General features: G+C 50.4%; 20 protein-coding genes. 9 read left to right on the top strand and 11 right to left on the bottom strand.

The features are described from left to right. Positions 1-5: 5 nt before the first annotated feature. Entirely contained in the window at positions 6-1661 is a 1656-nt protein-coding gene (groL, locus tag GY634_RS03020) for a chaperonin GroEL (RefSeq protein ID WP_166407075.1), read from the bottom strand. 39 nt (positions 1662-1700) lie between these two features. Beyond that, positions 1701-1988 carry a co-chaperone GroES gene (locus GY634_RS03025; RefSeq protein ID WP_166407076.1) on the bottom strand — a complete coding sequence of 96 codons (288 nt, stop codon included), beginning with the start codon at positions 1986-1988 and terminating at the stop codon, positions 1701-1703. 404 nt (positions 1989-2392) lie between these two features. Here GY634_RS03025 and GY634_RS03030 point away from each other — a divergent pair, with 404 nt between their 5' ends. Continuing rightward, positions 2393-3349, top strand: a complete 957-nt coding sequence (locus GY634_RS03030; RefSeq protein ID WP_166407077.1) for a phosphate acetyltransferase — start codon at positions 2393-2395, stop codon at positions 3347-3349. Position 3350: 1 nt separating this feature from the next. After that, positions 3351-4553, top strand: coding sequence for an acetate/propionate family kinase (locus tag GY634_RS03035; RefSeq protein ID WP_166407078.1), 1203 nt, complete (start codon positions 3351-3353; stop codon positions 4551-4553). Here GY634_RS03035 and GY634_RS03040 read toward each other — a convergent pair. From GY634_RS03040 to GY634_RS03050, 3 genes are read right to left on the bottom strand one after another with little or no spacing between them, the layout of a single operon-like run. Continuing rightward, complete coding sequence (locus tag GY634_RS03040; RefSeq protein WP_166407079.1) at positions 4550-5845, bottom strand: sulfate adenylyltransferase subunit 1; 1296 nt, start codon at positions 5843-5845, stop codon at positions 4550-4552. The genes GY634_RS03035 and GY634_RS03040 overlap by 4 nt on opposite strands. Beyond that, complete coding sequence (cysD, locus tag GY634_RS03045) at positions 5845-6756, bottom strand: sulfate adenylyltransferase subunit CysD (protein ID WP_166407080.1); 912 nt, start codon at positions 6754-6756, stop codon at positions 5845-5847. Before cysD ends, GY634_RS03040 begins: the two co-directional genes overlap by 1 nt. Then, positions 6753-7496 (bottom strand): phosphoadenylyl-sulfate reductase, encoded by a 744-nt coding sequence (locus tag GY634_RS03050; protein ID WP_166407081.1) that lies wholly within the window; start codon positions 7494-7496, stop codon positions 6753-6755. The genes cysD and GY634_RS03050 overlap by 4 nt, the downstream gene beginning before the upstream one ends. Before the next feature lie 343 nt (positions 7497-7839). On the opposite strand from GY634_RS03050, the gene ahpC reads away from it, so the two are divergent. Together ahpC and ahpF are read left to right on the top strand one after the other, a co-directional pair. Then, positions 7840-8403 carry an alkyl hydroperoxide reductase subunit C gene (ahpC, locus tag GY634_RS03055; RefSeq protein WP_166407082.1) on the top strand — a complete coding sequence of 188 codons (564 nt, stop codon included), beginning with the start codon at positions 7840-7842 and terminating at the stop codon, positions 8401-8403. A 125-nt stretch (positions 8404-8528) separates the two neighbouring features. Further along, positions 8529-10082, top strand: a complete 1554-nt coding sequence (gene ahpF / locus GY634_RS03060) for an alkyl hydroperoxide reductase subunit F (protein WP_166407083.1) — start codon at positions 8529-8531, stop codon at positions 10080-10082. A 58-nt stretch (positions 10083-10140) separates the two neighbouring features. Here the strand turns inward: ahpF and GY634_RS03065 are convergent, their stop codons facing one another. Continuing rightward, complete coding sequence (locus GY634_RS03065) at positions 10141-11088, bottom strand: LysR family transcriptional regulator (RefSeq protein ID WP_242683585.1); 948 nt, start codon at positions 11086-11088, stop codon at positions 10141-10143. Between the two features lie 62 nt (positions 11089-11150). Between GY634_RS03065 and GY634_RS03070 the strand changes: the two genes are divergently transcribed. The 3 genes from GY634_RS03070 to GY634_RS03080 all read left to right on the top strand — a co-directional run bounded on the left by GY634_RS03070 (position 11151) and on the right by GY634_RS03080 (position 14446). Then, positions 11151-12659 carry an acetyl-CoA hydrolase/transferase family protein gene (locus GY634_RS03070; RefSeq protein WP_166407084.1) on the top strand — a complete coding sequence of 503 codons (1509 nt, stop codon included), beginning with the start codon at positions 11151-11153 and terminating at the stop codon, positions 12657-12659. A gap of 127 nt (positions 12660-12786) precedes the next feature. Then, the gene (gene leuE / locus GY634_RS03075; RefSeq protein WP_207625473.1) at positions 12787-13434 is read left to right on the top strand and encodes a leucine efflux protein LeuE; all 648 of its coding nucleotides are present in this window, start codon (positions 12787-12789) and stop codon (positions 13432-13434) included. A 25-nt stretch (positions 13435-13459) separates the two neighbouring features. Next, the gene (locus GY634_RS03080) at positions 13460-14446 is read left to right on the top strand and encodes a diaminopimelate dehydrogenase (protein WP_166407085.1); all 987 of its coding nucleotides are present in this window, start codon (positions 13460-13462) and stop codon (positions 14444-14446) included. A gap of 83 nt (positions 14447-14529) precedes the next feature. Here the strand turns inward: GY634_RS03080 and GY634_RS03085 are convergent, their stop codons facing one another. Then, positions 14530-15918 (bottom strand): MATE family efflux transporter, encoded by a 1389-nt coding sequence (locus tag GY634_RS03085; protein ID WP_166407086.1) that lies wholly within the window; start codon positions 15916-15918, stop codon positions 14530-14532. A 74-nt stretch (positions 15919-15992) separates the two neighbouring features. Here GY634_RS03085 and GY634_RS03090 point away from each other — a divergent pair, with 74 nt between their 5' ends. Continuing rightward, complete coding sequence (locus tag GY634_RS03090; RefSeq protein ID WP_166407087.1) at positions 15993-16400, top strand: hypothetical protein; 408 nt, start codon at positions 15993-15995, stop codon at positions 16398-16400. Positions 16401-16484: 84 nt separating this feature from the next. Continuing rightward, entirely contained in the window at positions 16485-16997 is a 513-nt protein-coding gene (locus GY634_RS03095) for a copper chaperone PCu(A)C (protein ID WP_166407088.1), read from the top strand. A 48-nt stretch (positions 16998-17045) separates the two neighbouring features. Here GY634_RS03095 and GY634_RS03100 read toward each other — a convergent pair whose 3' ends face one another. From GY634_RS03100 to tolB, 4 genes are all read right to left on the bottom strand, one after another. Next, positions 17046-17864, bottom strand: coding sequence for an alpha/beta fold hydrolase (locus GY634_RS03100; RefSeq protein WP_166407089.1), 819 nt, complete (start codon positions 17862-17864; stop codon positions 17046-17048). A gap of 67 nt (positions 17865-17931) precedes the next feature. Further along, positions 17932-18600: a tol-pal system protein YbgF gene (ybgF, locus tag GY634_RS03105; RefSeq protein WP_166407090.1), complete on the bottom strand. Its 669-nt coding sequence runs from the start codon at positions 18598-18600 to the stop codon at positions 17932-17934. 80 nt (positions 18601-18680) lie between these two features. Then, positions 18681-19178, bottom strand: coding sequence for a peptidoglycan-associated lipoprotein Pal (pal, locus tag GY634_RS03110; protein WP_166407091.1), 498 nt, complete (start codon positions 19176-19178; stop codon positions 18681-18683). A 37-nt stretch (positions 19179-19215) separates the two neighbouring features. Then, positions 19216-20526 (bottom strand): Tol-Pal system beta propeller repeat protein TolB, encoded by a 1311-nt coding sequence (tolB, locus tag GY634_RS03115; RefSeq protein WP_166407092.1) that lies wholly within the window; start codon positions 20524-20526, stop codon positions 19216-19218. Between the last annotated feature and the right edge of the window lie 11 nt (positions 20527-20537).

Consider the following 20537-nt stretch of genomic DNA (forward strand, 5'->3'; position numbering starts at 1 on the left):
GGTGCTTAGAAGCCGCCCATGCCGCCCATACCACCCATACCGCCCATGCCACCCATATCAGGCATGCCACCGTCTGCTTTGTCGTCAGCGATTTCAGCAACGGCAACTTCAGTTGTCAGCAACAAGCTAGCAACGGATGCAGCGTTTTGCAGGGCTGTACGTGTTACTTTAGTTGGATCCAGAACACCAGCAGCTACCAAGTCTGTGTACTCGCCTGTGGAAGCGTTGTAACCGTAGTTACCTTCGCCAGCAGCAACAGCGTTCACGACTACGCTTGGCTCGTCGCCAGCGTTAGCAACGATAGTGCGCAGAGGAGCTTCGATAGCGCGCAGTACCAGTTTGATACCAGCGTCTTGGTCCAGGTTGTCGCCTGTCAGTGCAGCAACAGCAGCACGTGCACGAATCAGAGCAACACCACCGCCAGGAACAATACCTTCTTCTACCGCAGCGCGAGTGGCGTGCAGAGCATCTTCCACGCGAGCTTTTTTCTCTTTCATTTCTACTTCAGTAGCAGCACCAACGCGGATCACAGCAACACCGCCAGCCAATTTGGCTACGCGCTCTTGCAGTTTTTCACGATCGTAATCGGAAGTTGCTTCTTCGATCTGAACGCGGATTTGTTTTACGCGTGCTTCGATGGATGGGCTGTCGCCTGCGCCATCAATGATCGTTGTGTTTTCTTTAGCTACTTCGATGCGTTTGGCTTGACCCAAGTGCTCAAGAGTAGTTGTTTCCAGAGACATACCGGTTTCTTCGGAGATTACGGTACCGCCTGTCAGGATAGCGATGTCTTCCAACATGGCTTTGCGACGATCGCCGAAGCCTGGGGCTTTAACAGCAACAGTTTTCAGGATACCGCGGATGTTGTTCACAACCAGAGTAGCCAGTGCTTCGCCTTCTACGTCTTCAGCGATGATCAGCAGAGGACGGCTGGATTTAGCAACTTGCTCCAGAACTGGCAGCAGGTCACGGATGTTGCTGATTTTCTTGTCGAAGATCAGGATGAAAGGCTCATCCATTGCAGCAACTTGTTTGTCTGGGTTGGTGATGAAGTAAGGAGACAGGTAGCCACGGTCGAACTGCATACCTTCTACTACGTCCAGTTCGTTTTCCAAGGACTTACCGTCTTCAACAGTAATCACACCTTCTTTACCCACTTTGTCCATGGCGTTAGCAATGATTTCGCCGATGGAGGAATCGCTGTTAGCAGAGATAGAACCTACTTGAGCGATTTCTTTGCTGGTGGCGCAAGGACGGGACAATTTGCGCAGTTCTTCAACGGTTACAGCAACCGCTTTGTCGATACCGCGTTTCAGGTCCATTGGGTTGATGCCAGCGGCAACGTATTTCAGACCTTCTTCAACGATGGCTTGAGCCAATACAGTAGCGGTAGTAGTACCGTCACCAGCGTTGTCGGAAGTTTTGGAAGCAACTTCTTTTACCAGCTGAGCGCCGATGTTTTCGAATTTGTCTTTCAGTTCGATTTCTTTAGCAACGGAAACACCGTCTTTAGTCACGGTAGGAGCGCCGAAAGAGCGATCCAGAACCACGTTACGGCCTTTAGGGCCCATGGTTGTTTTTACAGCGTTAGCCAATGTGTTTACGCCGCGAACGATACGGGAGCGGGCGTCATCACCAAAAAATACTTGTTTAGCAGCCATTGTTAGTTCTTCCTAGAATTTAGTACGTGAGACGTAGGATTACTCGATGATCGCGAGAACTTCTTCTTCGCGGATAACGAGCAGCTCTTCGCCGTCTACTTTGACAGCCTGACCAGCGTATTTGCCGAACAAAATTTTATCGCCGACTTTCAGGTCCAGGGGTTGAACCTTACCGTCATCTGTGCGTTTGCCGGGACCTACTGCCAGCACTTCGCCTTGATCAGGCTTCTCAGCAGCGCTCTCAGGGATAACAATACCGGAGGCAGTGGTGCGCTCGTTGTCCAGACGCTTTACGATCACGCGATCGTTCAGAGGACGTAATGCCATGATTGAACTCCTGTTCAAAAAAACCAAATGAATTTGATAAAAATGGTTCGGGTGGTGTGTTAGCACTCTACCCGAGTGAGTGCTAATAATTATAAGGGCGAAAATGTGTATTTCAAGAGCTTATATACCTAGGGTGTGTAAGTGTTTCTCCTAGGGATTTAGCTGGCTTGGAAATTTCACCTAAGCCGCACCAATCATGCGAACTAGGCATTCTCACCCTTCTTAAAGCACCTACTATTTGTATATGGGGATGGAGCAAGCGGTTTCAAGGCTACCGTTACACTTTAGCTGTGAGGAATACCTCGTAGCACTTGCGTTGCCACAAGGCAGGTAAAGCCCAAGTATGATGTACTACGAGTTTGATTTTTATTGATTACTGTTCTGATTTTGGGAGTGTGTGAAGCATGTCCGGGTCCAGTCTTTATGACCAATTTATAACGTTGGCAAAAAATCAGGCAAAGCGCGTGTGCGCTGTAGCGCATCCTTGCGACGAGGTATCGCTTTCTGCTGCATTAGAAGCACGTGAACAAGGTTTTTTTGATGTGGTGTTAGTAGGGCCAGAGTCGCGTATTAAAGCGGTGGCCGCTGAGCATCAGATAGATATAACAGGTGTGCGTATTGTGAATGCCGCACACAGTCATGATTCGGCAGAAGTAGCAGTACGTGAAGTTATGGCAGGGCGTGCCGAGTTGCTCATGAAAGGTAGCTTGCATACTGACGAGCTTATGCATGCCGTGGTAGCGACTGATGGTAAAGGGTTGCGTACCGAGCGTCGATTAAGCCATGTGTTTTTGATGGATGTGCCTAATTATTCCGATTTGCTATTTATTACGGATGCGGCCATCAATATTCATCCAGACCTCACAACCAAAGCTGACATTGTGCAAAATGCTATTGATCTGCACCATGGGCTGGGATTGGGTGAGCCTCGTGTCGCCTTATTGTCTGCTGTAGAACAGGTTACAGCCAAAATACCTAGCACACTGGAAGCGGCGGCCTTATGCAAAATGGCGGATCGTGGGCAAATTACAGGTGGGTGTGTAGATGGCCCCTTAGCGCTAGATAATGCCATTAGTGAAGAGGCCGCCAAGATCAAAGGCATTCACTCGCCGGTTGCGGGCAAAGCGCAAATCCTAGTAGTCCCCGATCTAGAGGCTGGCAATATGCTCGCTAAAAACCTGAGCTTTATGTCTGGTGCTAAGGCAGCAGGTATTGTGCTGGGTGGTCGTGTACCCATTATTTTGACCAGCCGTGCAGACAGTGCGGAAACGCGATTAGCGTCGTGTGCCGTAGCGTCGGTGTATGCCGCCTACCAAAGCGCACAACGTGCTGCTGCACTCTTGGCACAGCAGGGGGCTTAGCATGAGCATTGATACCTTATTGGTGGTGAACGCGGGTAGCTCTAGTTTAAAGTTTCACGTTTACGCACTGGATCAAGAGCAAGTGGAAGGATTGCGCTTTTGGTTTGGTGGTCAGGTGTCGGGTATAGGCACGTCACGCGCCGTGTTGAAAGTAAAAGACTCGGACGGCAAAGAGCTCATTAACCAGAAGCTTAGCGAAGACGAGGCTGGTAACTTACGCCAAGCCCAAGACTTATTGGCGACATGGTTGGCGACACAGCTAGATAAAGCGCCGGTGGCAGTGGGGCACCGCATTGTGCACGGTGGTGTCAAACTAACCGGTAGTCGTGTGATTGATGAAGACGTGCTGTGGTATTTAGATAGTCTGGCACCTTTAGCGCCTTTGCATCAGCACAATAACTTAGCGCCCGTGTCGGTGATTAACGAGCGCTGGCCAGAAATGTTGCAAGTGGCTTGCGTAGATACGGCTTTTCATTGCTGCCAAAGCACCATGGTGAACCATTACGCGTTGCCCGAGAAGTACTATGAGCAAGGGGTGCGTCGCTACGGCTTTCACGGGTTGTCGTACCAGTATATTAGTGAGTACCTAGCTGAAAATATGCCTAGGTTGCATCAAGGACGCGTCTTGGTCGCTCACTTGGGTTCAGGGGCTTCTGCCACGATGGTGGTAAATGGCTTAAGTCGTGAAAGTACGATGGGTTTTACGGCCTTAGATGGTCTACCTATGGCTACTCGTCCAGGGCGTCTAGATGCAGGTGTGGTCTTGTGGTGGATGCAGCAGCAAGACATGACCGCGGCGCAAATTCAAAACCTGCTGTATAACGAGTCTGGCCTTAAAGGTATTTCGGGCATCAGCGGAGACATGCGCGAATTGCTGGCTAGCGATGCGCCCTCTGCCAAGTTAGCGGTGGATTACTATGCTTATAGAGTTGCCGAAAGTTTGGCAGGTCTGTGCGTATCAGCCCAAGGGGTGGATGCGTTGGTGTTTACGGCGGGTGTGGGAGAACACAGCCCAGAAATACGTGCCAGGATCGTGGCCCACTTAGGATGGTTGGGGCTAGAGTTGGATGCTGAAGCAAACGATGCTAATCAACCGTTAATTTCCACCCCGCATAGCAAGGTGGAAATCCGTGTGATTCCTACTAACGAAGAGCTGGTCATCGCTAGGGAAACCCTGCGCCACTATAGATCGCAGGAGGCTTAGCGCAACATACCGGCTGCTGCCGTTTGGTGCGTGGCCGGATCAATCAAGATAAACGCGCCCGTGGCAGGTTGGGTTTGATAGGCCTCGTTTACTAAGGGGTCACGCACAGTCAGACTAACAGATGCCAGATCATTCATTTGCAGACTTTGCGAGCCAGAAATAGGCTCCAAGGTCTCAATATCACGCACATGATGAATGGCCGTTAGTTTGGCTTGTGTCAGCCGTGTACCTTGTTTAAGCAAGTAGTGCCGAGCAGGGTTAAGCGCGGTGGTGTCCAGCCAGCAGAGGTCGGCGTCCAAGCTGCGCGACAGTGGCAGCTCTTCAGTGGCAAGGCTGAGTAAATCGCCACGAGAAATATCCAACTCTTTATCTAGCGTAAGCGTCACGGCATCACCCGCTTGCACGCTGTTGACGGGTTGGCCTGAGCGCAGTAGCGAACTGATGCGCGCCGTAGTTTGGCTGGGCCATACACGTATACTGTCACCTATGCGTAGTGTGCCGCGTTGCAGTTGCCCAGCATAACCACGAAAAGCCTGTGCGCTATGTCCGTCATGGCGTATTACCCATTGTACGAATAGGCGAGCTTCGGGTTGTGGGGCAGGAGTCTCGGTGGGCAACTGTTCTAAGCGTTGCAAGAGTGGCAGGTCCGTAAACCACGGCGTGTGCTCAGAGCGTTGACTGATGTTGTCGCCTTGCAATGCCGATACGGGAATAGCATGGAAGCTCTTGATGCCAACCTGAGCAGCCAGTTTGGCGTAGGAGGTTTTGATGGTGTTGAAGACGTCTTCATCCCAATCCACTAAATCCATTTTGTTGATCGCCACGATAATGTGCGGAATAGTCAACAGATGGGCAATAGTAGAGTGACGGCGAGTCTGCGTGAGTAATTGGCCATCACGCGCTTTGCTGGCATCAATCAAAATGATGGCCGCTTGTGCGGTAGAGGCACCGGTAATCATGTTGCGGGTGTACTGCTCATGCCCAGGTGCATCGGCCACAATAAATTTGCGTTTTGGTGTGGCGAAGTACCTATAGGCAATATCTATGGTGATGCCTTGTTCGCGCTCAGCTTCTAAACCATCCGTCAACAAGGCCAAATCAGGTTCGCTAGCGGTGGTGCGGCGATATTTGGATTTGTTGATGGCGGTAAGTTGATCCGCAAATACGCCTCGGGTGTCTAAAAGTAGACGACCAATTAACGTGGATTTTCCATCGTCTACCGAACCGGCAGTGATGAAACGTAGTACGTCGGTGGTGTTAGCGTTCACCCAAGATTCATTAACGGTATTCATTAGAAGTATCCTTGTCGTTTGCGATGTTCCATAGAGGCTTCAGAGCTTTGGTCATCCATGCGGGTGGCACCGCGCTCTGTGAGTGTGGCAAGTGCTGTCTCACGGATAATGTCTTCGGGCGAGGCGGCGCTGGACTCCACTGGGCAGGTGCAAGAAATGTCCCCTACGGTGCGAAAACGTACTTGTACGCGCTCTATGGTTTCACCCTCTTGCGGGGGAGTAAGTTCGGTATTGGGAATCAACAGCCCATTACGACGCACTACTTCACGTTCATGGGCGTAATAAATGGGCGGCAGGTCAATGTCTTCACGCAAGATGTATTGCCATACGTCTAGTTCCGTCCAGTTAGAAATAGGAAAAGCGCGTAGGTTTTCGCCGGGGTGTATATGCGTGTTGAACAGATGCCAAAGTTCGGGGCGTTGGTTCTTGGGGTCCCATTGGCCGAATTCGTCCCTGAACGAGACAAACCGTTCTTTGGCACGGGCTTTTTCCTCATCGCGTCTCGCGCCGCCTATGCAGGCGTCAAAGCCGAACTCAGCAATAGCTTCTAGCAATGTGACGGCTTGTGCGCCATTGCGAGACGAGTTTGCGTGACGCAACACCACGGTGCCGCGCGCAATAGAGTCTTCAACGGAACGCACAATTAAGGTTTCGCCAAGCTCTGCGGCACGTTGATCCCTAAAGGTGATGACTTCTGGGTAGTTGTGCCCTGTATCTATATGCAGCAAGGGAAAGGGTAATTTGCCGGGCCTAAAGGCTTTTTCGGCTAGCTTGAGCAAGACGGCAGAATCTTTACCGCCAGAAAACAGCAGTGCAGGGCGTTCACATTCGGCAGCGATCTCCCGCAACACGTAAATGGCTTCGGCTTCTAGCCAGTCCAGATGGGTACGAGACGAGGGAAGGGCACTCATGACAGCTCCTGTGTAGTAGACGATTGAGACAAGGGGGATGCGTGTAAGCCGCATTCCACGCTATGGCGTTGTTCCCACCACCAGCGACCTGCACGCAGGTCTTCACCGGGGCGAATGGCGCGGGTGCATGGGTCACAGCCTATAGAGGGATAACCTTGGTCGTGCATGGGGTTGTAGGGAATCGCAAAAGCGCGAACAACTTCCCACACCTGATCGGTGTTCCAGTCACGCAAAGGATTAAATTTTTGTAGACCAAATTGCGCGTCATACTCTTGCGCTTGTAGCTCTGTACGCGTTTGCGATTGTTCGCGACGCTGGCCGGTAATCCATGCTGACTTGCCTTTCAGGTAACGCTGCAAGGGCTGCACTTTGCGTAACTGGCAACAGGCTTGTCGCAAGGCTAGGCTTTCGTAAAAAGCGTAGGCACCGTGTTCAGAGACGTGAGCGGCAACAGCGTCGGCATCGGGATGCAAAACTGTAATAGCGCTTTGATAATGTGTTTGTACCCGCTTGGCTAACTCAAGTGTTTGCGTAGGCAACCTGCCCGTGTCGAGCATGAAGCTGGTAATAGGTAATTGCTGTTGGCGTATGGCGTGTTCTATCACCATATCTTCAGCTGCCAAGGAGTTGGCGAAGACGGCATCTGGATGCTGCTGGGAAATCAGGTGTAGTTGATCCAGTAGTTGTGTCCAGAGTGTCTGGGTAACTGTTGATATTTGTTGTGTGGCAGAAGAGGTCATGGCGCTATAGTCAGTTTTGAACAGAAGATGGCGTCAGGTTTTGTGAGCCTGGCAAGGGTATGTCTACAGACCATTGTCAGTGTGCGAGGCAATGAAAGGAACGAACTAAAAGTAGGTTTCTTATGGCGGTTGTCTATATGGAGCAGAACGAGTGCGTGCCTAGTGGGCTTTGCGTTACCTTCTTAGGCCTGTTACCATGGAGGTAGTGAGATTATTATTACTTCGGTATGGTGATAGTAAAAATCAATCAACAACATTGTATTAATCAATTTCACAAATCAATATGTGTTTTCTATAATGAAATCACTATCTAATTGCTAATCACTGAATGGAGATACCTAGCATGTCTTTAATCAACACACAGATTCTTCCTTTCAAGTCTCAGGCTTATGTGAACGGTGAGTTCAAAGAGTACACAAACGAAAGCATCGCCGGTAAATGGGCTGTATTCGTTTTCTACCCAGCTGACTTCACTTTCGTGTGCCCAACAGAGTTGGAAGATCTGGCTAACCACTACGACGAGTTCAAAAAAATGGGCGTGGAAGTGTTCTCCGTTTCCACAGACACTCATTTCACTCACAAAGCATGGCACGACACTTCCGAAGCTATCGGTAAAGTTCAGTACCCAATGCTGGCAGACCCAACACAGCAGTTGTCTCGCAACTTCCAAGTGCTGATCGAAGAAGAAGGCATGGCACTGCGCGGTACATTCGTTGTGAACCCAGATGGCGTGATCAAAGCCATGGAAGTACACGACAACGGTATCGGCCGTGATGCTAAAGAGTTGCTGCGTAAAGTTAAAGCAGCTCAGTACATCGCCAAAAACCCAGGCGAAGTATGTCCAGCTAAATGGGAAGAAGGTGCTAAAACACTGACTCCTTCCCTGGATCTGGTTGGCAAAATCTAAGGATTAATGCCTAGGTTTACTGGGTAGATTACTACGCAGTAAACCCATTATCCGGCCCTGGTGGGCCGGATATTCGGACACAAGTCCGATCACGTATGTAACAAAATATTTCAGAGGAGCCCTTCATGCTGGATGCTAACTTAGTCACTCAACTTAACGCGTACTTAGAAAAAATCACGCAGCCAATTGAGCTGGTTGCGTCGCTGGACGACGGGGCCAAATCTCTGGAACTGCGTCAGTTGCTGGAACAAATTGCTGGTCTGTCCGACAAAATCACCTACCGTGAAGATGCCGACAGCGCTGAGCGTAAACCATCGTTTAAGATCAACCGCGTAGGCTCTGACATTAGTGTCGCCTTTGCTGGTATCCCTCTGGGTCACGAGTTTGCCTCGTTAGTATTGGCGCTCTTGCAAGTGGGTGGGCATGCGGTACGTTTAGACGATGATGTTGCGGAACGCATCCGTAACCTAGATGGCGACTTCAAGTTCGAGGTGTATTACTCACTTAGCTGCCAGAACTGTCCTGATGTAGTGCAAGCGTTGAATGCTATGGCGGTTATCAACCCCCGCATCCGCCCTGTTGCTATTGATGGCGCGATTAACCAAGCTGAAGTTGAAAAACGTCAGATTATGTCCGTACCTACCGTGTTCTTGAACGGTGAGGTATTCCACCACGGTCGTGCTAATGCTGAAGAGTTGTTGGCCAAAATGGGTGGTAACGATAGCGAAGCGCAAGCAGAGGCTATTAATAAACGTGAAACCTTCGATGTGTTGGTGGTAGGTGGTGGCCCTGCTGGTGCAGCCGCTGCGGTATACGCTGCACGTAAAGGTATTCGTACTGGTGTAGTGGCTGAGCGCTTTGGTGGTCAGGTGATGGATACCATGTCCATTGAGAACTACATCTCTGTATTGGAAACAGAAGGGCCTAAACTGGCCTCAGCAATGGAAGAGCATGTGAAGGTCTACGGTGTAGACATTATGAACATGCAACGTGCTGAACAACTGATTCCTGGCAAAGAGATTCAGGTAAAACTGGAAAACGGTGGCGTGCTTAAAGCCAAGACTGTGATCTTGTCCACAGGCGCTAGGTGGCGTCAACTGGGTGTGCCAGGTGAAGAAGAGTACCGTAACAAAGGCGTGGCGTACTGCCCGCACTGCGATGGCCCATTGTTTAAAGGCAAAGATGTAGCCGTAGTGGGTGGCGGTAACTCGGGTGTTGAAGCGGCTATTGACTTGGCAGGCTTGGTAAAACACGTCACCTTGCTAGAGTTCGGCGAAAGTCTGCGTGCTGATGAGGTACTGCAACGTAAATTGCGTAGCTTGCCTAACGTCACTATCTTGACCCAAGCACAAACTACAGAAGTGCATGGTGATGGTGCCAAAGTAACAGGCTTGCAGTACACCAACCGTGCAACAGGCGAAAGCCACAACGTAACGTTGGATGGTGTGTTTGTTCAAATTGGCTTGGTGCCAAACACCGAGTGGCTGAAAGGCGCGGTAGATTTGTCCAAACATGGCGAGATCGAAGTGGATAGCCGTGGTCAAACCTCGGTACCTGGTGTGTTTGCCGCTGGTGATGCAACGACCGTGCCATACAAACAGATCATTATTGCTGCTGGCCAAGGTGCAACGGCTGCATTGTCTGCCTTTGATCACTTGATCCGTACATCGGTAGAGTAATCTCAGCGACTATCTACGTAGTATATGCCCGTCTGGTGTAAAGCCAGACGGGCATTTTTTATTCGCTTTCCAGTAAGTTGTCGGGCAGCCACTGACCGCCTAGTATTTCTTCGCAGCACTGTAGCCAAGCGCGTGCTGCCAGCGATAAATAGTGTCCGTTCCATACCGATGCTACTTCCCAGCGCAGTTGTTCAGGGGCTAAGGGTAGGGCTTTAAGGTGTGTGTGCGGGAAGCGCGCTAAAAAGGGCTCTGGCAGTATGGCAACGCCTAAACCAGAGTTAGCCAGCGATGCTACCCAGTCCCATTGACTACTTTGCGCCACAATATAGGGGCTTAGTCCTTCCTTAGCAAAGGCTTGTCGCAATAAGCGTGTCAGACCAAACTCGTTACCCATCCATATTTGAGGAATATTCTCTAAGTCTTTTATGTGCAGGGTTTTGCTTTTAGACGAAAAAAATGAGGCATTACCTAAGGCCCATACTTGATGCGATACCACGGCTTGGCTTTGCAAGGCTAAGTCAGAAGCCACTGGCAAAATACTAAAGCCCAACTCTAACTCTTGAAGCGCTACCTGCTGCTCGATGGCAGGACCGGGTAGCTCTTTAATATGCAGTTGAATATCGGGATAGCGCTTGGCAAAGGTTGTTAGCACGTCGGTAAACAGCAGATTAATCATGGGAGGAATGCCCAGCGCTAGCCTGCCTTGCTGTAGTGCCTGCGTTTGTCGCACATCGGTTTCTAGTCGTTGAATAGCGGCCAACACCTCTAGTCCACGCTCCCATACCACCTGCCCACTATCGCTCAGTAAGAACTGCTTGGCTTCTCGGATGATGAGGGTGTCGCCAAAGTCATCCTCTAGCTGCCGCACCATCTTGCTGACCGTGGATTGAGTGACTCCCATATGCTGCGCCGCAACAGTAAAGCTGCGCTGGCGCACGGTTTCAATGAAATATTGCAGGGCTTTTACGTTCATAATTTTGGCATGGATAAAAGGAATGCTATTCAATCATTTTATTCATATTATCAATGATATTCTGCCTCCACAATCACTAGAATCAGGAGATTAGAATGTTCAAGGACCGCATACGATTAGCATCGCTAGAGCAAAAAGTTATGACTGCTGGGCAGGCGGCGCGCTTATTTAGTGATGGTATGACCGTGGGTATGAGTGGTTTTACCCGTGCGGGTGACTGTAAGGCGATGCCAGTAGCACTGGCTGAACGTGCCAAACAGGAAACTTTGCGTATTAATCTGCTGACTGGTGCTTCACTGGGTAATGGCAGCGATGGTTTGATGGCTGAAGCAGGGCTATTGGCCAAACGCTCGCCTTTCCAAGTGGATTCCACGCTACGCAAGAAAATTAATGCAGGTGAGGTGCTGTTTTGCGACTACCACCTCTCACAGCCTGCTGAGCAATTGCGCGCTCAAGGTGGGCGTCCTGTGGATATTGCGGTCATTGAAGCTGTGGCCATTACTGAAGATGGTGGCATTGTGCCCACTACCTCAGTAGGTAACTCTGCCAACTTCGTGGCTCAAGCTAAGCAAGTGATTGTGGAAATCAACCTGAGCATGCCTGTGGCGTTGGAAGGCCTGCACGATATCTATATTCCTGAAGATAGACCTAACCGTCAGCCTATCCCTATTACTGAAATTTCGGAACGCATTGGCCACACTACGATTAAGGTGTATCCAGAGCGTATTGCGGCTATCGTGATTACCGATGCACCAGACAGTCCTTCTACAGCGACACCGCCAGATGCTGAAACTGATGCAATCGCAGCGCACGTGGTGAGTTTCTTGCAAGGCGAGGTAGAGGCCGGTCGATTGACTGAAGAGCTGCTGCCATTGCAGGTAGGTATTGGGTCTATTGCTAATGCTGTCACGTACGGTTTGGCAGAGTCCTCATTTAAAAATCTCAGCATGTACTCCGAGGTGCTGCAAGACAGCGCGGTAGCGTTGCTGGATTCGGGGCATTTGCGTTTTGCATCGGCGTCATCGGTTACGTTGACAGCGCCTGTGATGAACAAGTTTATGGACAACCTAGAGCGTTACCGTCATCAGGTAGTGCTGCGTCCACAAGAAATTAGTAACCACCCTGAACTGGTACGTCGCTTAGGCATTATTGCGATTAATGCGGCATTGGAGTTTGATATTTACGGCAACGTAAACTCCACTCATGTCAGCGGCACTCATATGATGAACGGTATTGGTGGTTCAGGCGATTTTGCCCGTAATGCGCACTTGTCTATTTTTGTGACCAAGTCTTTGGCCAAAGGTGGTGACATTAGTCGTGTGGTGCCTATGGTGTCACACGTGGATCATTGCGAGCACGACGTAGACGTTCTGGTTACAGAATGCGGTTTGGCTGACCTGCGAGGGTTGGCTCCGCGTGAACGTGCTGTCAAGATTATTGAAAATTGTGTACACCCCGATTTTCGCGAAACAATGGCTTCTTACTTTGAGCGCGCCTGTCAGCGTGGCGGCCACACACCCCACCTCTTAGAAGAGGCATTGTCCTGGCACTTGCGCTATGAGCAAACCGGGTCTATGCGTGAAACAGCAGATGCTGCTGTGTAACGTGTTTTGAAAAAACCATATCTTGTGGGTTTTTACCGGCGTAGAGCCGGTTTTTTTTTGCCGTGCGTTAAGACTTGCTGTAGGTTGGAGTAATATGTTTTTTTAACACTACAGTTAGGTGAAGCAGGTGTTCGAGAGTATAGGGGTAATCAATTTAGGAACCTATCTAGCAGGTGCGCTCCTGATTATTCTTTTGCCTGGGCCAAACTCACTGTATGTGCTGGCCACCGCTGCTACACACGGTGTGCGTGACGGTTATAAAGCGGCGCTTGGTATTTTTATCGGTGACAGTATTTTGCTGTTTTTGACCGCAGCAGGCGCGGCATCGTTACTTCAAACTTTACCTGCCTTGTTCTACACCATCAGAATGGTAGGGGCGGTGTATCTAGCCTATTTAGGCGTTCGTATTTTATGGTCGTTGTTGCACCCGCAACCAGCCGTTGAGGTACGCACCATTAGCACCGAGAAAGCGCATGGCGAAAGTCGCCTGTTTAAAGCGCTTACTCTGAGTTTGCTAAATCCTAAAGCCATCTTGTTTCTGGTTTCCTTTTTTGTGCAATTTGTAGACCCCAGCAAAGGCCATCCTTGGTTGGCTTTCTTGGTGTTAGGGGTATTCTTGCAAGTTTTCAGCATGGCATATTTGTCAGCGCTGATTTTTGGTGGATCGCGTCTGGCCAGCGCGTTCAGGCGTCGCCGTCGTTTGGCTAGCGGAGCAAGTGCCGCGGTAGGGCTGTTATTTATTGGTTTTGCTGTGCGTATGGCATTTGCCCGTTAATGAGTTAATTGATAAAGGAAAAATGATGAGTTCTCCTGTTCGAGTAGCGATTGCTGGTTATGGCAATCTGGGGCGTGGTGTAGAGCTAGCCCTGCGACAGAATCCTGACATGCAACTGGTTGCGGTCTTTACCCGTCGTAATCCTGCGGATGTGAAACCGTTAACTGCTGGTGTGCCGGTATACAGCTTGGACGATGCTGAACAGCATAAAGATAGCGTGGATGTGATGATCCTGTGCGGTGGTTCTAAAAATGACCTGCCAGAGCAAGGCCCTCACTTGGCGCAATGGTTCAACACTATAGACAGTTTTGATACCCACGCTAAGATCCCTGAGTACTTTGCTGCCGTGGATGCAGTAGCTAGCCGTACTAAAAACGTAGCTATTATTTCGGTGGGTTGGGATCCAGGTCTGTTCTCGCTGAACCGTTTGGCTGGTGAAGTAGTGCTTCCAGAAGGCAATACGTACACTTTCTGGGGTAAAGGCTTAAGCCAAGGTCACTCTGATGCAATCCGTCGTGTGGATGGCGTTAAAGCTGGCGTGCAGTACACATTGCCAATCGAAGATGCTGTGAACCGTGTACGTAGTGGCGAAAACCCAGAGCTGAGCACACGCGAAAAACATCGCCGTGAATGTTTTGTGGTATTGGAAAATGCAGCAGACGAAGCACGCGTGCGTGACGAAATCGTGACTATGCCTGATTACTTTGCTGATTACGACACTACCGTTAATTTCATCAGTGAAGCAGAGTTGAAAGCCAATCACTCAGCTATGCCGCATGGTGGTTTTGTGATTCGTAGTGGTGTGTCCGGTGCTGGTACATCGCAAATTGTAGAGTACTCCTTGACCTTGGGTAGCAATCCAGAATTCACCTCTAGTGTATTGGTTGCCTATGCCCGTGCAGCACACCGTTTGGCCCAAGCTGGTGATGCAGGTGCGAAAACAGTATTTGATGTGGCTCCAGGCTTGTTGTCACCCAAATCTGCTGCGCAGTTGCGTAAGGAACTTCTATGATACCTGCCGCCTCGCTCGGAAACGGGCTTGTATTAGGCAGCACCCGAACCTGGCAGATTTTCTGCCAGGTTTTCTTTTAGGGCTTAGCGTACGTATTCACGTTCCAGCAGGCGTCGGCTATACCGGTACCAGCGTAGCGTCATAAGAATGGCTACAACAGTTAAGCCGCATACCAAACCAATCCATATCCCCACGCCTTCCATATCTAAGCCGAAGGCCAGCCATGCGCCAATAGGAACGCCTATTAGCCAATAACCAATCAAGGCCAACAGCATGGGGGTGCGGGTATCGTATAAGCCTCGTAACATACCAGCGGCAACGGCTTGAGCGCCATCGGTTAGCTGGAAGAGGGCAGCAAAGAAAATAAAATGCGTGGCCGTGATAATGACGGCACGGTTTTCGGGGGCGTTAATGTTAATGAAGAAGCGAATAAGCTGTTCAGGCATGCCCCACATCAACATAGCGGTGACTCCCATACAGCTGACCCCTAGTAGGTACGATGCCCAGCCAGCACGTACGGCAGCACGTGGGTCGGCCCTACCGTTGGCTAAGCCCACCCGTATGGTGGCTACCTGACCAAATCCTAACGGGAACATATAGGTGATGGTGCAGATTTGCATGGTGATGGCATGTGCTGCTAACGAGGTGGAACCAATCAGTCCCATCATGATGATGGCAGCGTAGAACACCATCGTTTCTAGTGTGAAAGTGATAGCGATAGGAAACCCTAGTTTTAATATTTCCCATTGCAATGCAGGCTGGAAAGTCCAGCGGTGAGCACGCAATTGCAAAAACGAAAACTCGGGGTGTTTATGGGCGACCACCAGCATGCCAATGAACATAAACAAACTGGACAGCACGCTGGATATCCCTGCGCCAGCGATACCTAAGGCTGGTAGACCTAAGTGACCAAATATCAGTAACCACCCTAGCAATGCATTGAGCAAGATCGCTAAGGTAGCGATGAGTAGTGTCCACAGTGGGCGTTCATAGGCCGCGAGTAGCGAGCGTAGGACTAAATAGAATAAATAGGGTAGCAACGCCCATTGCAGGTTATGCATGTAGTGCCCAGCCATTGCCGCGGCCTCGGGCGTTTGTCCTAGCATTAACAGTATGCTTTCGCTGTTCCAGAGTAAAAGCCAAAAGGGCAGGCACACTAATAGAGCGGTATAGAAACCGTGGTGAATAATCGTACGTATAGCCTGCTTGTTATTGCGATCTTTCCCTAGCGTGGTGGCGAGCATAGGGATAATGGCAGACAGCAACCCTAGGCTGAAAATCATGCACGCTTGGTACATACCACCCGCTAAGGTAGCTGAGGCCAATTGTTCTTTACCCAGATGGCCTATATAGATCACATTGGTGGTTAGCAATGCGATTTGTGCCAGATTGGTCAGAATAAGGGGGGAGCCTAGGCTGATAGAGGCTTTAATTTCTTGTAGCCAGCCTACTTGCGTTGCATTCGTTGTCATACCCGTTACAAGAGAAAATAAAACCACCCCCTAGAATTACAGTTGGCAGGGGGCTGCCATAGTACACTTGCGTTATGCGCTACTGGAACAGAGCTTACTCGCGTTTAATGTCACTCTCGCTAACAGCATGTTTGCTGATAGCGGTGTTGGTGCGTGGTGTGATTCCAGTGGGGTTTATGCCGGCGCCTTTGGGCGCAGAGGCCATGTCTGCCCTGACATTCTGTGTCAACGGGCTATCAAGTCAGAATATCGCTTTCTTACACTTGGCGCAATCGTCACCCATAGAGGGTGAGAGTCATCCTGTGCACGAGTGTGCTTTTGGTGCAGGGCACAGCAAAGAATATATTTCTAGCGATGGCATATCGACCATTGTAGGAGTGTGGCTACTTGGCATAGCATTACTACGCCCAAGAAAGTACGGTTTGCTAGGGTTGCGTCAGTCTGTTCTGCCTTTAGGTGCAAGAGCTCCGCCTGTTTGTTGATGTATGGCACAGCCACGCTAGTGTGGCCAGGGCTATAGGCCCATACGTAATACCTATATCTATAGAAAACAAACAGGAAATCTCATGAAAAAAACAGTAACTATTTTGGGCGTGCTGGGTGCATTGGGTGTGGCAATGAGTGTACAAGCGCAGGGGCATGGTGGTCATGCCATGATGGATCACAGTGCTATGTGGCAGCACGCCAGCACAGCGACTACTGTCTCAGTGCAGCATTGTTGGATCCGAAACATTCCTACGCCAGCACCATCCGCCGGCTATTTTGAGGTGCTTAATAACGGCAGCGAAACGGTACAGTTGTTGGCAGCGGAATCCGATCGTTATGGCGATATCATGCTGCACCAAACCGTAACCGAAGATGGTCTGGCGAAAATGCGTATGGCCGATAAAATTGATATCGCCGCCGGCAGCCAGTTGGATTTCGTGCCGGGTGGTTACCACGCCATGCTAGAAAAACCATCTAGTCCTGTGGATGTGGGTGAGCATGTGACGATGCGTTTCTTGTTTAGCAATCAGCAAGTGGCAACGGCACAGTGCGAAGTGCGTGCAGCGGGTGCACGTAACGAGCATTCGCATTAAGAAAAGTTATACACAGCATAAAAAAACAGGGCTTATAGCCCTGTTTTTTTATGGTTCTAGCGCCGAGCCAGTTCTGGCTTGTTGGTTATCTGTTGCGGCCAAAAAGCGCAATAAGCTTTGATTAAAGGCTTTGGGGTTGGCTAGATTCATGCCGTGCGCAGCGTGAGCAATAGTCACCTCATAGGCATGAGGGAAAAATTGTAGTAGCTGTTGTATGCATTCCGCATAGCGCGTCGGACTATGCTGTCCACCCATAAAAAGTACAGGGCAGTGCAGTTGTGTAGATAAAGCAGGTAAATCTACAAGGTAGCGTTGTTCGTGTGATTGTGGTCCTAAGGTAGCGGCATTATCGTGCACCATTTCCCTAAACCAACGCACCATCTGACGCCACGTACCTTCGCCATTTACCGCATCCACGAATAAGGCAAGACCTGCATCCACATCGCCTTGGTCTATTAAGGTACAGGCGTCTTGCAAGTATGGGGCTGCTGGAGCTTGAGTGGATTGCACCAACCCTGGATCCGCCAGCGTGAGCGACTTCAAGCGTGTGGGGGCGAGCTCTGCGAGCAGCAAAGTCACGACAGCACCACGTGAGTGGCCAACAATGTGAAAGCGGCTGTCAGGGCCTAATAAAGCGTCTAGCTGCTGCAGCAGTGTGTGGGCTTGTGTGCGGGCGTCAAAATTCGGTAGATCTAAGCTGGGCCAATAGCCAGCCAAGCTAGGGGCGATGACACGATGCGTGTGCGACAGGTCGCTAAGTTGCCAGCGCCAGTATCGGTAGTCGCACAAGGAACCATGTACGAGCACAACTGGTGAGCCTGAGCCCTGATCTAGGTAAAGAGGGGAAGAGGCGGTGGGTTCCAGCATGATAAAAAGCTATAGAAGAGAAAAAACGCCCCACAAGTAGGTGGAGCGTTTTTGAGACGTAACGATATTAACGCAGTAGTTCTAGGCGATTTTTTGCCGTGTCTGCTGCAGCTGTACCGGGGTAGTCTTTAACGATGCGTTGCAGCGTTTTTTGTGCACCCGCTAGATCGTTTTGCTCTACTTCACTAGAGGCAATAACCATCAAAGCATCAGCGGCGCGTGGACTGCCTGGGCGATCCTTAACCAGCGCTTGTAGCTTCTGAATAGCACCACGGAAGTTACGTGAGGCGTACAGCGCACTGCCTTCGTAAAAACGAACTTCGTCTAGTTGTGGGCTGTTTGGGTAGGCATCAATAAAGGCAGAGAAGCCACTGGCTGCTTGCGGATATTGACCACTACGGTAGAGGTCCATGGCGCCTTCGTAAGCGGCTTGCTCTTGAGGGTCGTCAAACAAGGTCTGGTTTGTATCGCCTTCTTGACCTTGGGAGTTCTGCCAGCTGAGCTGCTCTACTTTACCGCGTAGTGTGGCAACCTCTTGGCGCAGCATTTCTACCTCGTCTGCTAAGCGCAGGCGGGCTTGCTGGTTTTGCTCATTCATTTGGCGTACTTGCTGGCGTAGTTCCAGAATCGCGCGTCTGGCTTCATCATCAGCAAAAGCTTCGGCAGGCATCGCTGTAAAGAGAAACAGCGAAGCAAAGGAGGGCAATAACAGTCGGCGTAAAGGCAAGTTCTTCATGTCAGTGTCTCGAGTCAATAAAAACGCCGTGATGGGCAAACTTGCCACCACGGCGTTTAGTGTAAACCAGCTTTTAAAAATTAACGCTGGTAAACGATGTCTGCACGACGGTTTTCAGCGTAGTCGGCTTCGGTGTTACCGTGAGCACGAGGACGCTCTTTACCGAAGCTGATAGCTTCGATTTGGTTCGCGTTTACACCCAGCAGGCTCATCATGCGAGCAACTGCGTCGGAACGGCGCTGACCCAGAGCCAAGTTGTACTCGGAACCACCGCGCTCATCCGCGTTACCTTCGATACGGATGTGCTGTTGTGGGTGACTGCTCAGGTAGGTAGAGTGCATCTCTACCAAGCCACGGTACTGCTCAGGAACAACGTAGCTGTCAAACTCGAAGTAGACAGAGCGTTGTTGTGCCAGAGGGCTTTGTGGGTTGAACGGATCCATAATTTGGCCAGAGGTTGTACCGGTAGAACCGCCACCAGTGCCACTGCCATTCTCGTCCAAGGCAACAGAACTACATGCTGCCAATACCATGGACATGGAAGCTAATAAAAAACCTTTAAAAATGCGCGAGCTCATTCGAGTTCCTTTTAAAAAGAGTCACACAGAAAACGAGTTAATTAGTAAATGGACCCCAGGTTGGTTCACGTACTCTTCCGTTCAATGATGACAGGGTTTGCCGCACGCGTCCGTCAACAGATGTTACAGCCAGTACGCTACGTCCGCCTTGATTCGAGCTGTAAAGCACTTGCATGCCATTAGGCGCAAAACTTGGAGACTGGTCGTCAGAACCATTTGTCAGTAGTTGTTCAGAGCCTGTTGCCATGTCTTGAATAGCAACGCGGTATGCACCATTCCTGCGTGTAATATAAACAAGGTTATTGCCGTCGGGAGAAACCTCAGGCGATATATTGTAGCTCCCATTATAGGTAATGCGACGTGCTTCACCACCATTTACAGGGACTTCATAAATTTGTGGGTTTCCGCCGCGGTCACTGGTGAACACCAACGAGCTGCCATCAGGTGAAAAAGTAGGTTCTGTATCAATCAATGGCGAGCGCATGATGCGGCGCAATCCGGAACCATCTGCGTTAATGGTATAGATTTGTGAAATACCATCACGAGACAGAACTACCGCCAATTGTTGGCCATCCGGAGCCCAAGCAGGGGCGCTGTTATTGCCTTTGAAGTTAGCAACTGGTTCGCGTTTACCCGTAGCTAGGGTCTGTACATAGACTACAGGCTTTTCGGTTTCAAAGCTAACGTAGGCAATTTTGCTACCATCTGGCGACCAAGCCGGAGAAATGATGGGCTGTTTAGAACGCAGCATGACCTGTGGGTTCTGCCCATCAGCGTCTGCAATCTGCAGTTCGTAGTTGTCGCCATTTTGTAACACATAGGCAATTCGTGTGGAAAATACGCCACGAACACCCGTGATTTTCTCGTAAATACGGTCAGCAATTTGGTGCGAAACGCGGCGTAGCTCTTTCTCTGAGCCCGCAAACGCGATGGCATCCATTTCATTTTTATTAACCGTATCGATCAGGCGGTATTGAACGGTGTATTGGCCACCGTCTTGGGTTACGGAACCATAGGCCAGGTAGTCTGCGCCACGGTTACGCCAATCATTAGGCTCAACAGTGCTGTTCACATCCAGCGAGCTACCGTTAGTGTTGATCAGTTGGAATTGACCAGAACGACTAAGGTCGGCGCGGATGATTTCGGCCACGGACTGGGCTGCCTGGTTGTTGGCAAAGTCAGCCACGGCGATGGGGTACTGGGTGGCCCCTACACCGGAAATATCCACCCGAAGTTGTGCTTGGGCTGGGCTGGTGCTCAACAGTCCTGCCGCCAGAGCGACAAGCCCGGCGAACATGGAGCGCCAACGACGGCGGCCCTGGATGTTAGCGGAGTATGCTGCGGTCATGTTCGGTATTC

Source organism: Paenalcaligenes suwonensis (assembly GCF_011290505.1).
GTDB classification, from domain to species: Bacteria; Pseudomonadota; Gammaproteobacteria; order Burkholderiales; family Burkholderiaceae_B; genus Paenalcaligenes; species Paenalcaligenes suwonensis.

Bases quoted from the DNA above. Each gene is read 5' to 3' on its own strand.
- GY634_RS03100 (WP_166407089.1), bottom strand. From the start codon at position 17,864: ATGCTGGAACCCACCGCCTCTTCCCCTCTTTACCTAGATCAGGGCTCA.
- GY634_RS03085 (WP_166407086.1), bottom strand. From the start codon at position 15,918: ATGACAACGAATGCAACGCAAGTAGGCTGGCTACAAGAAATTAAAGCC.
- GY634_RS03025 (WP_166407076.1), bottom strand. From the start codon at position 1,988: ATGGCATTACGTCCTCTGAACGATCGCGTGATCGTAAAGCGTCTGGAC.
- tolB (WP_166407092.1), bottom strand. From the start codon at position 20,526: ATGACCGCAGCATACTCCGCTAACATCCAGGGCCGCCGTCGTTGGCGC.
- GY634_RS03080 (WP_166407085.1), top strand. From the start codon at position 13,460: ATGAGTTCTCCTGTTCGAGTAGCGATTGCTGGTTATGGCAATCTGGGG.
- GY634_RS03030 (WP_166407077.1), top strand. From the start codon at position 2,393: ATGTCCGGGTCCAGTCTTTATGACCAATTTATAACGTTGGCAAAAAAT.
- GY634_RS03095 (WP_166407088.1), top strand. From the start codon at position 16,485: ATGAAAAAAACAGTAACTATTTTGGGCGTGCTGGGTGCATTGGGTGTG.
- ahpC (WP_166407082.1), top strand. From the start codon at position 7,840: ATGTCTTTAATCAACACACAGATTCTTCCTTTCAAGTCTCAGGCTTAT.
- pal (WP_166407091.1), bottom strand. From the start codon at position 19,178: ATGAGCTCGCGCATTTTTAAAGGTTTTTTATTAGCTTCCATGTCCATG.
- groL (WP_166407075.1), bottom strand. From the start codon at position 1,661: ATGGCTGCTAAACAAGTATTTTTTGGTGATGACGCCCGCTCCCGTATC.
- GY634_RS03050 (WP_166407081.1), bottom strand. From the start codon at position 7,496: ATGACCTCTTCTGCCACACAACAAATATCAACAGTTACCCAGACACTC.
- GY634_RS03070 (WP_166407084.1), top strand. From the start codon at position 11,151: ATGTTCAAGGACCGCATACGATTAGCATCGCTAGAGCAAAAAGTTATG.
- cysD (WP_166407080.1), bottom strand. From the start codon at position 6,756: ATGAGTGCCCTTCCCTCGTCTCGTACCCATCTGGACTGGCTAGAAGCC.
- ahpF (WP_166407083.1), top strand. From the start codon at position 8,529: ATGCTGGATGCTAACTTAGTCACTCAACTTAACGCGTACTTAGAAAAA.
- GY634_RS03090 (WP_166407087.1), top strand. From the start codon at position 15,993: ATGCGCTACTGGAACAGAGCTTACTCGCGTTTAATGTCACTCTCGCTA.
- ybgF (WP_166407090.1), bottom strand. From the start codon at position 18,600: ATGAAGAACTTGCCTTTACGCCGACTGTTATTGCCCTCCTTTGCTTCG.
- GY634_RS03040 (WP_166407079.1), bottom strand. From the start codon at position 5,845: ATGAATACCGTTAATGAATCTTGGGTGAACGCTAACACCACCGACGTA.
- GY634_RS03035 (WP_166407078.1), top strand. From the start codon at position 3,351: ATGAGCATTGATACCTTATTGGTGGTGAACGCGGGTAGCTCTAGTTTA.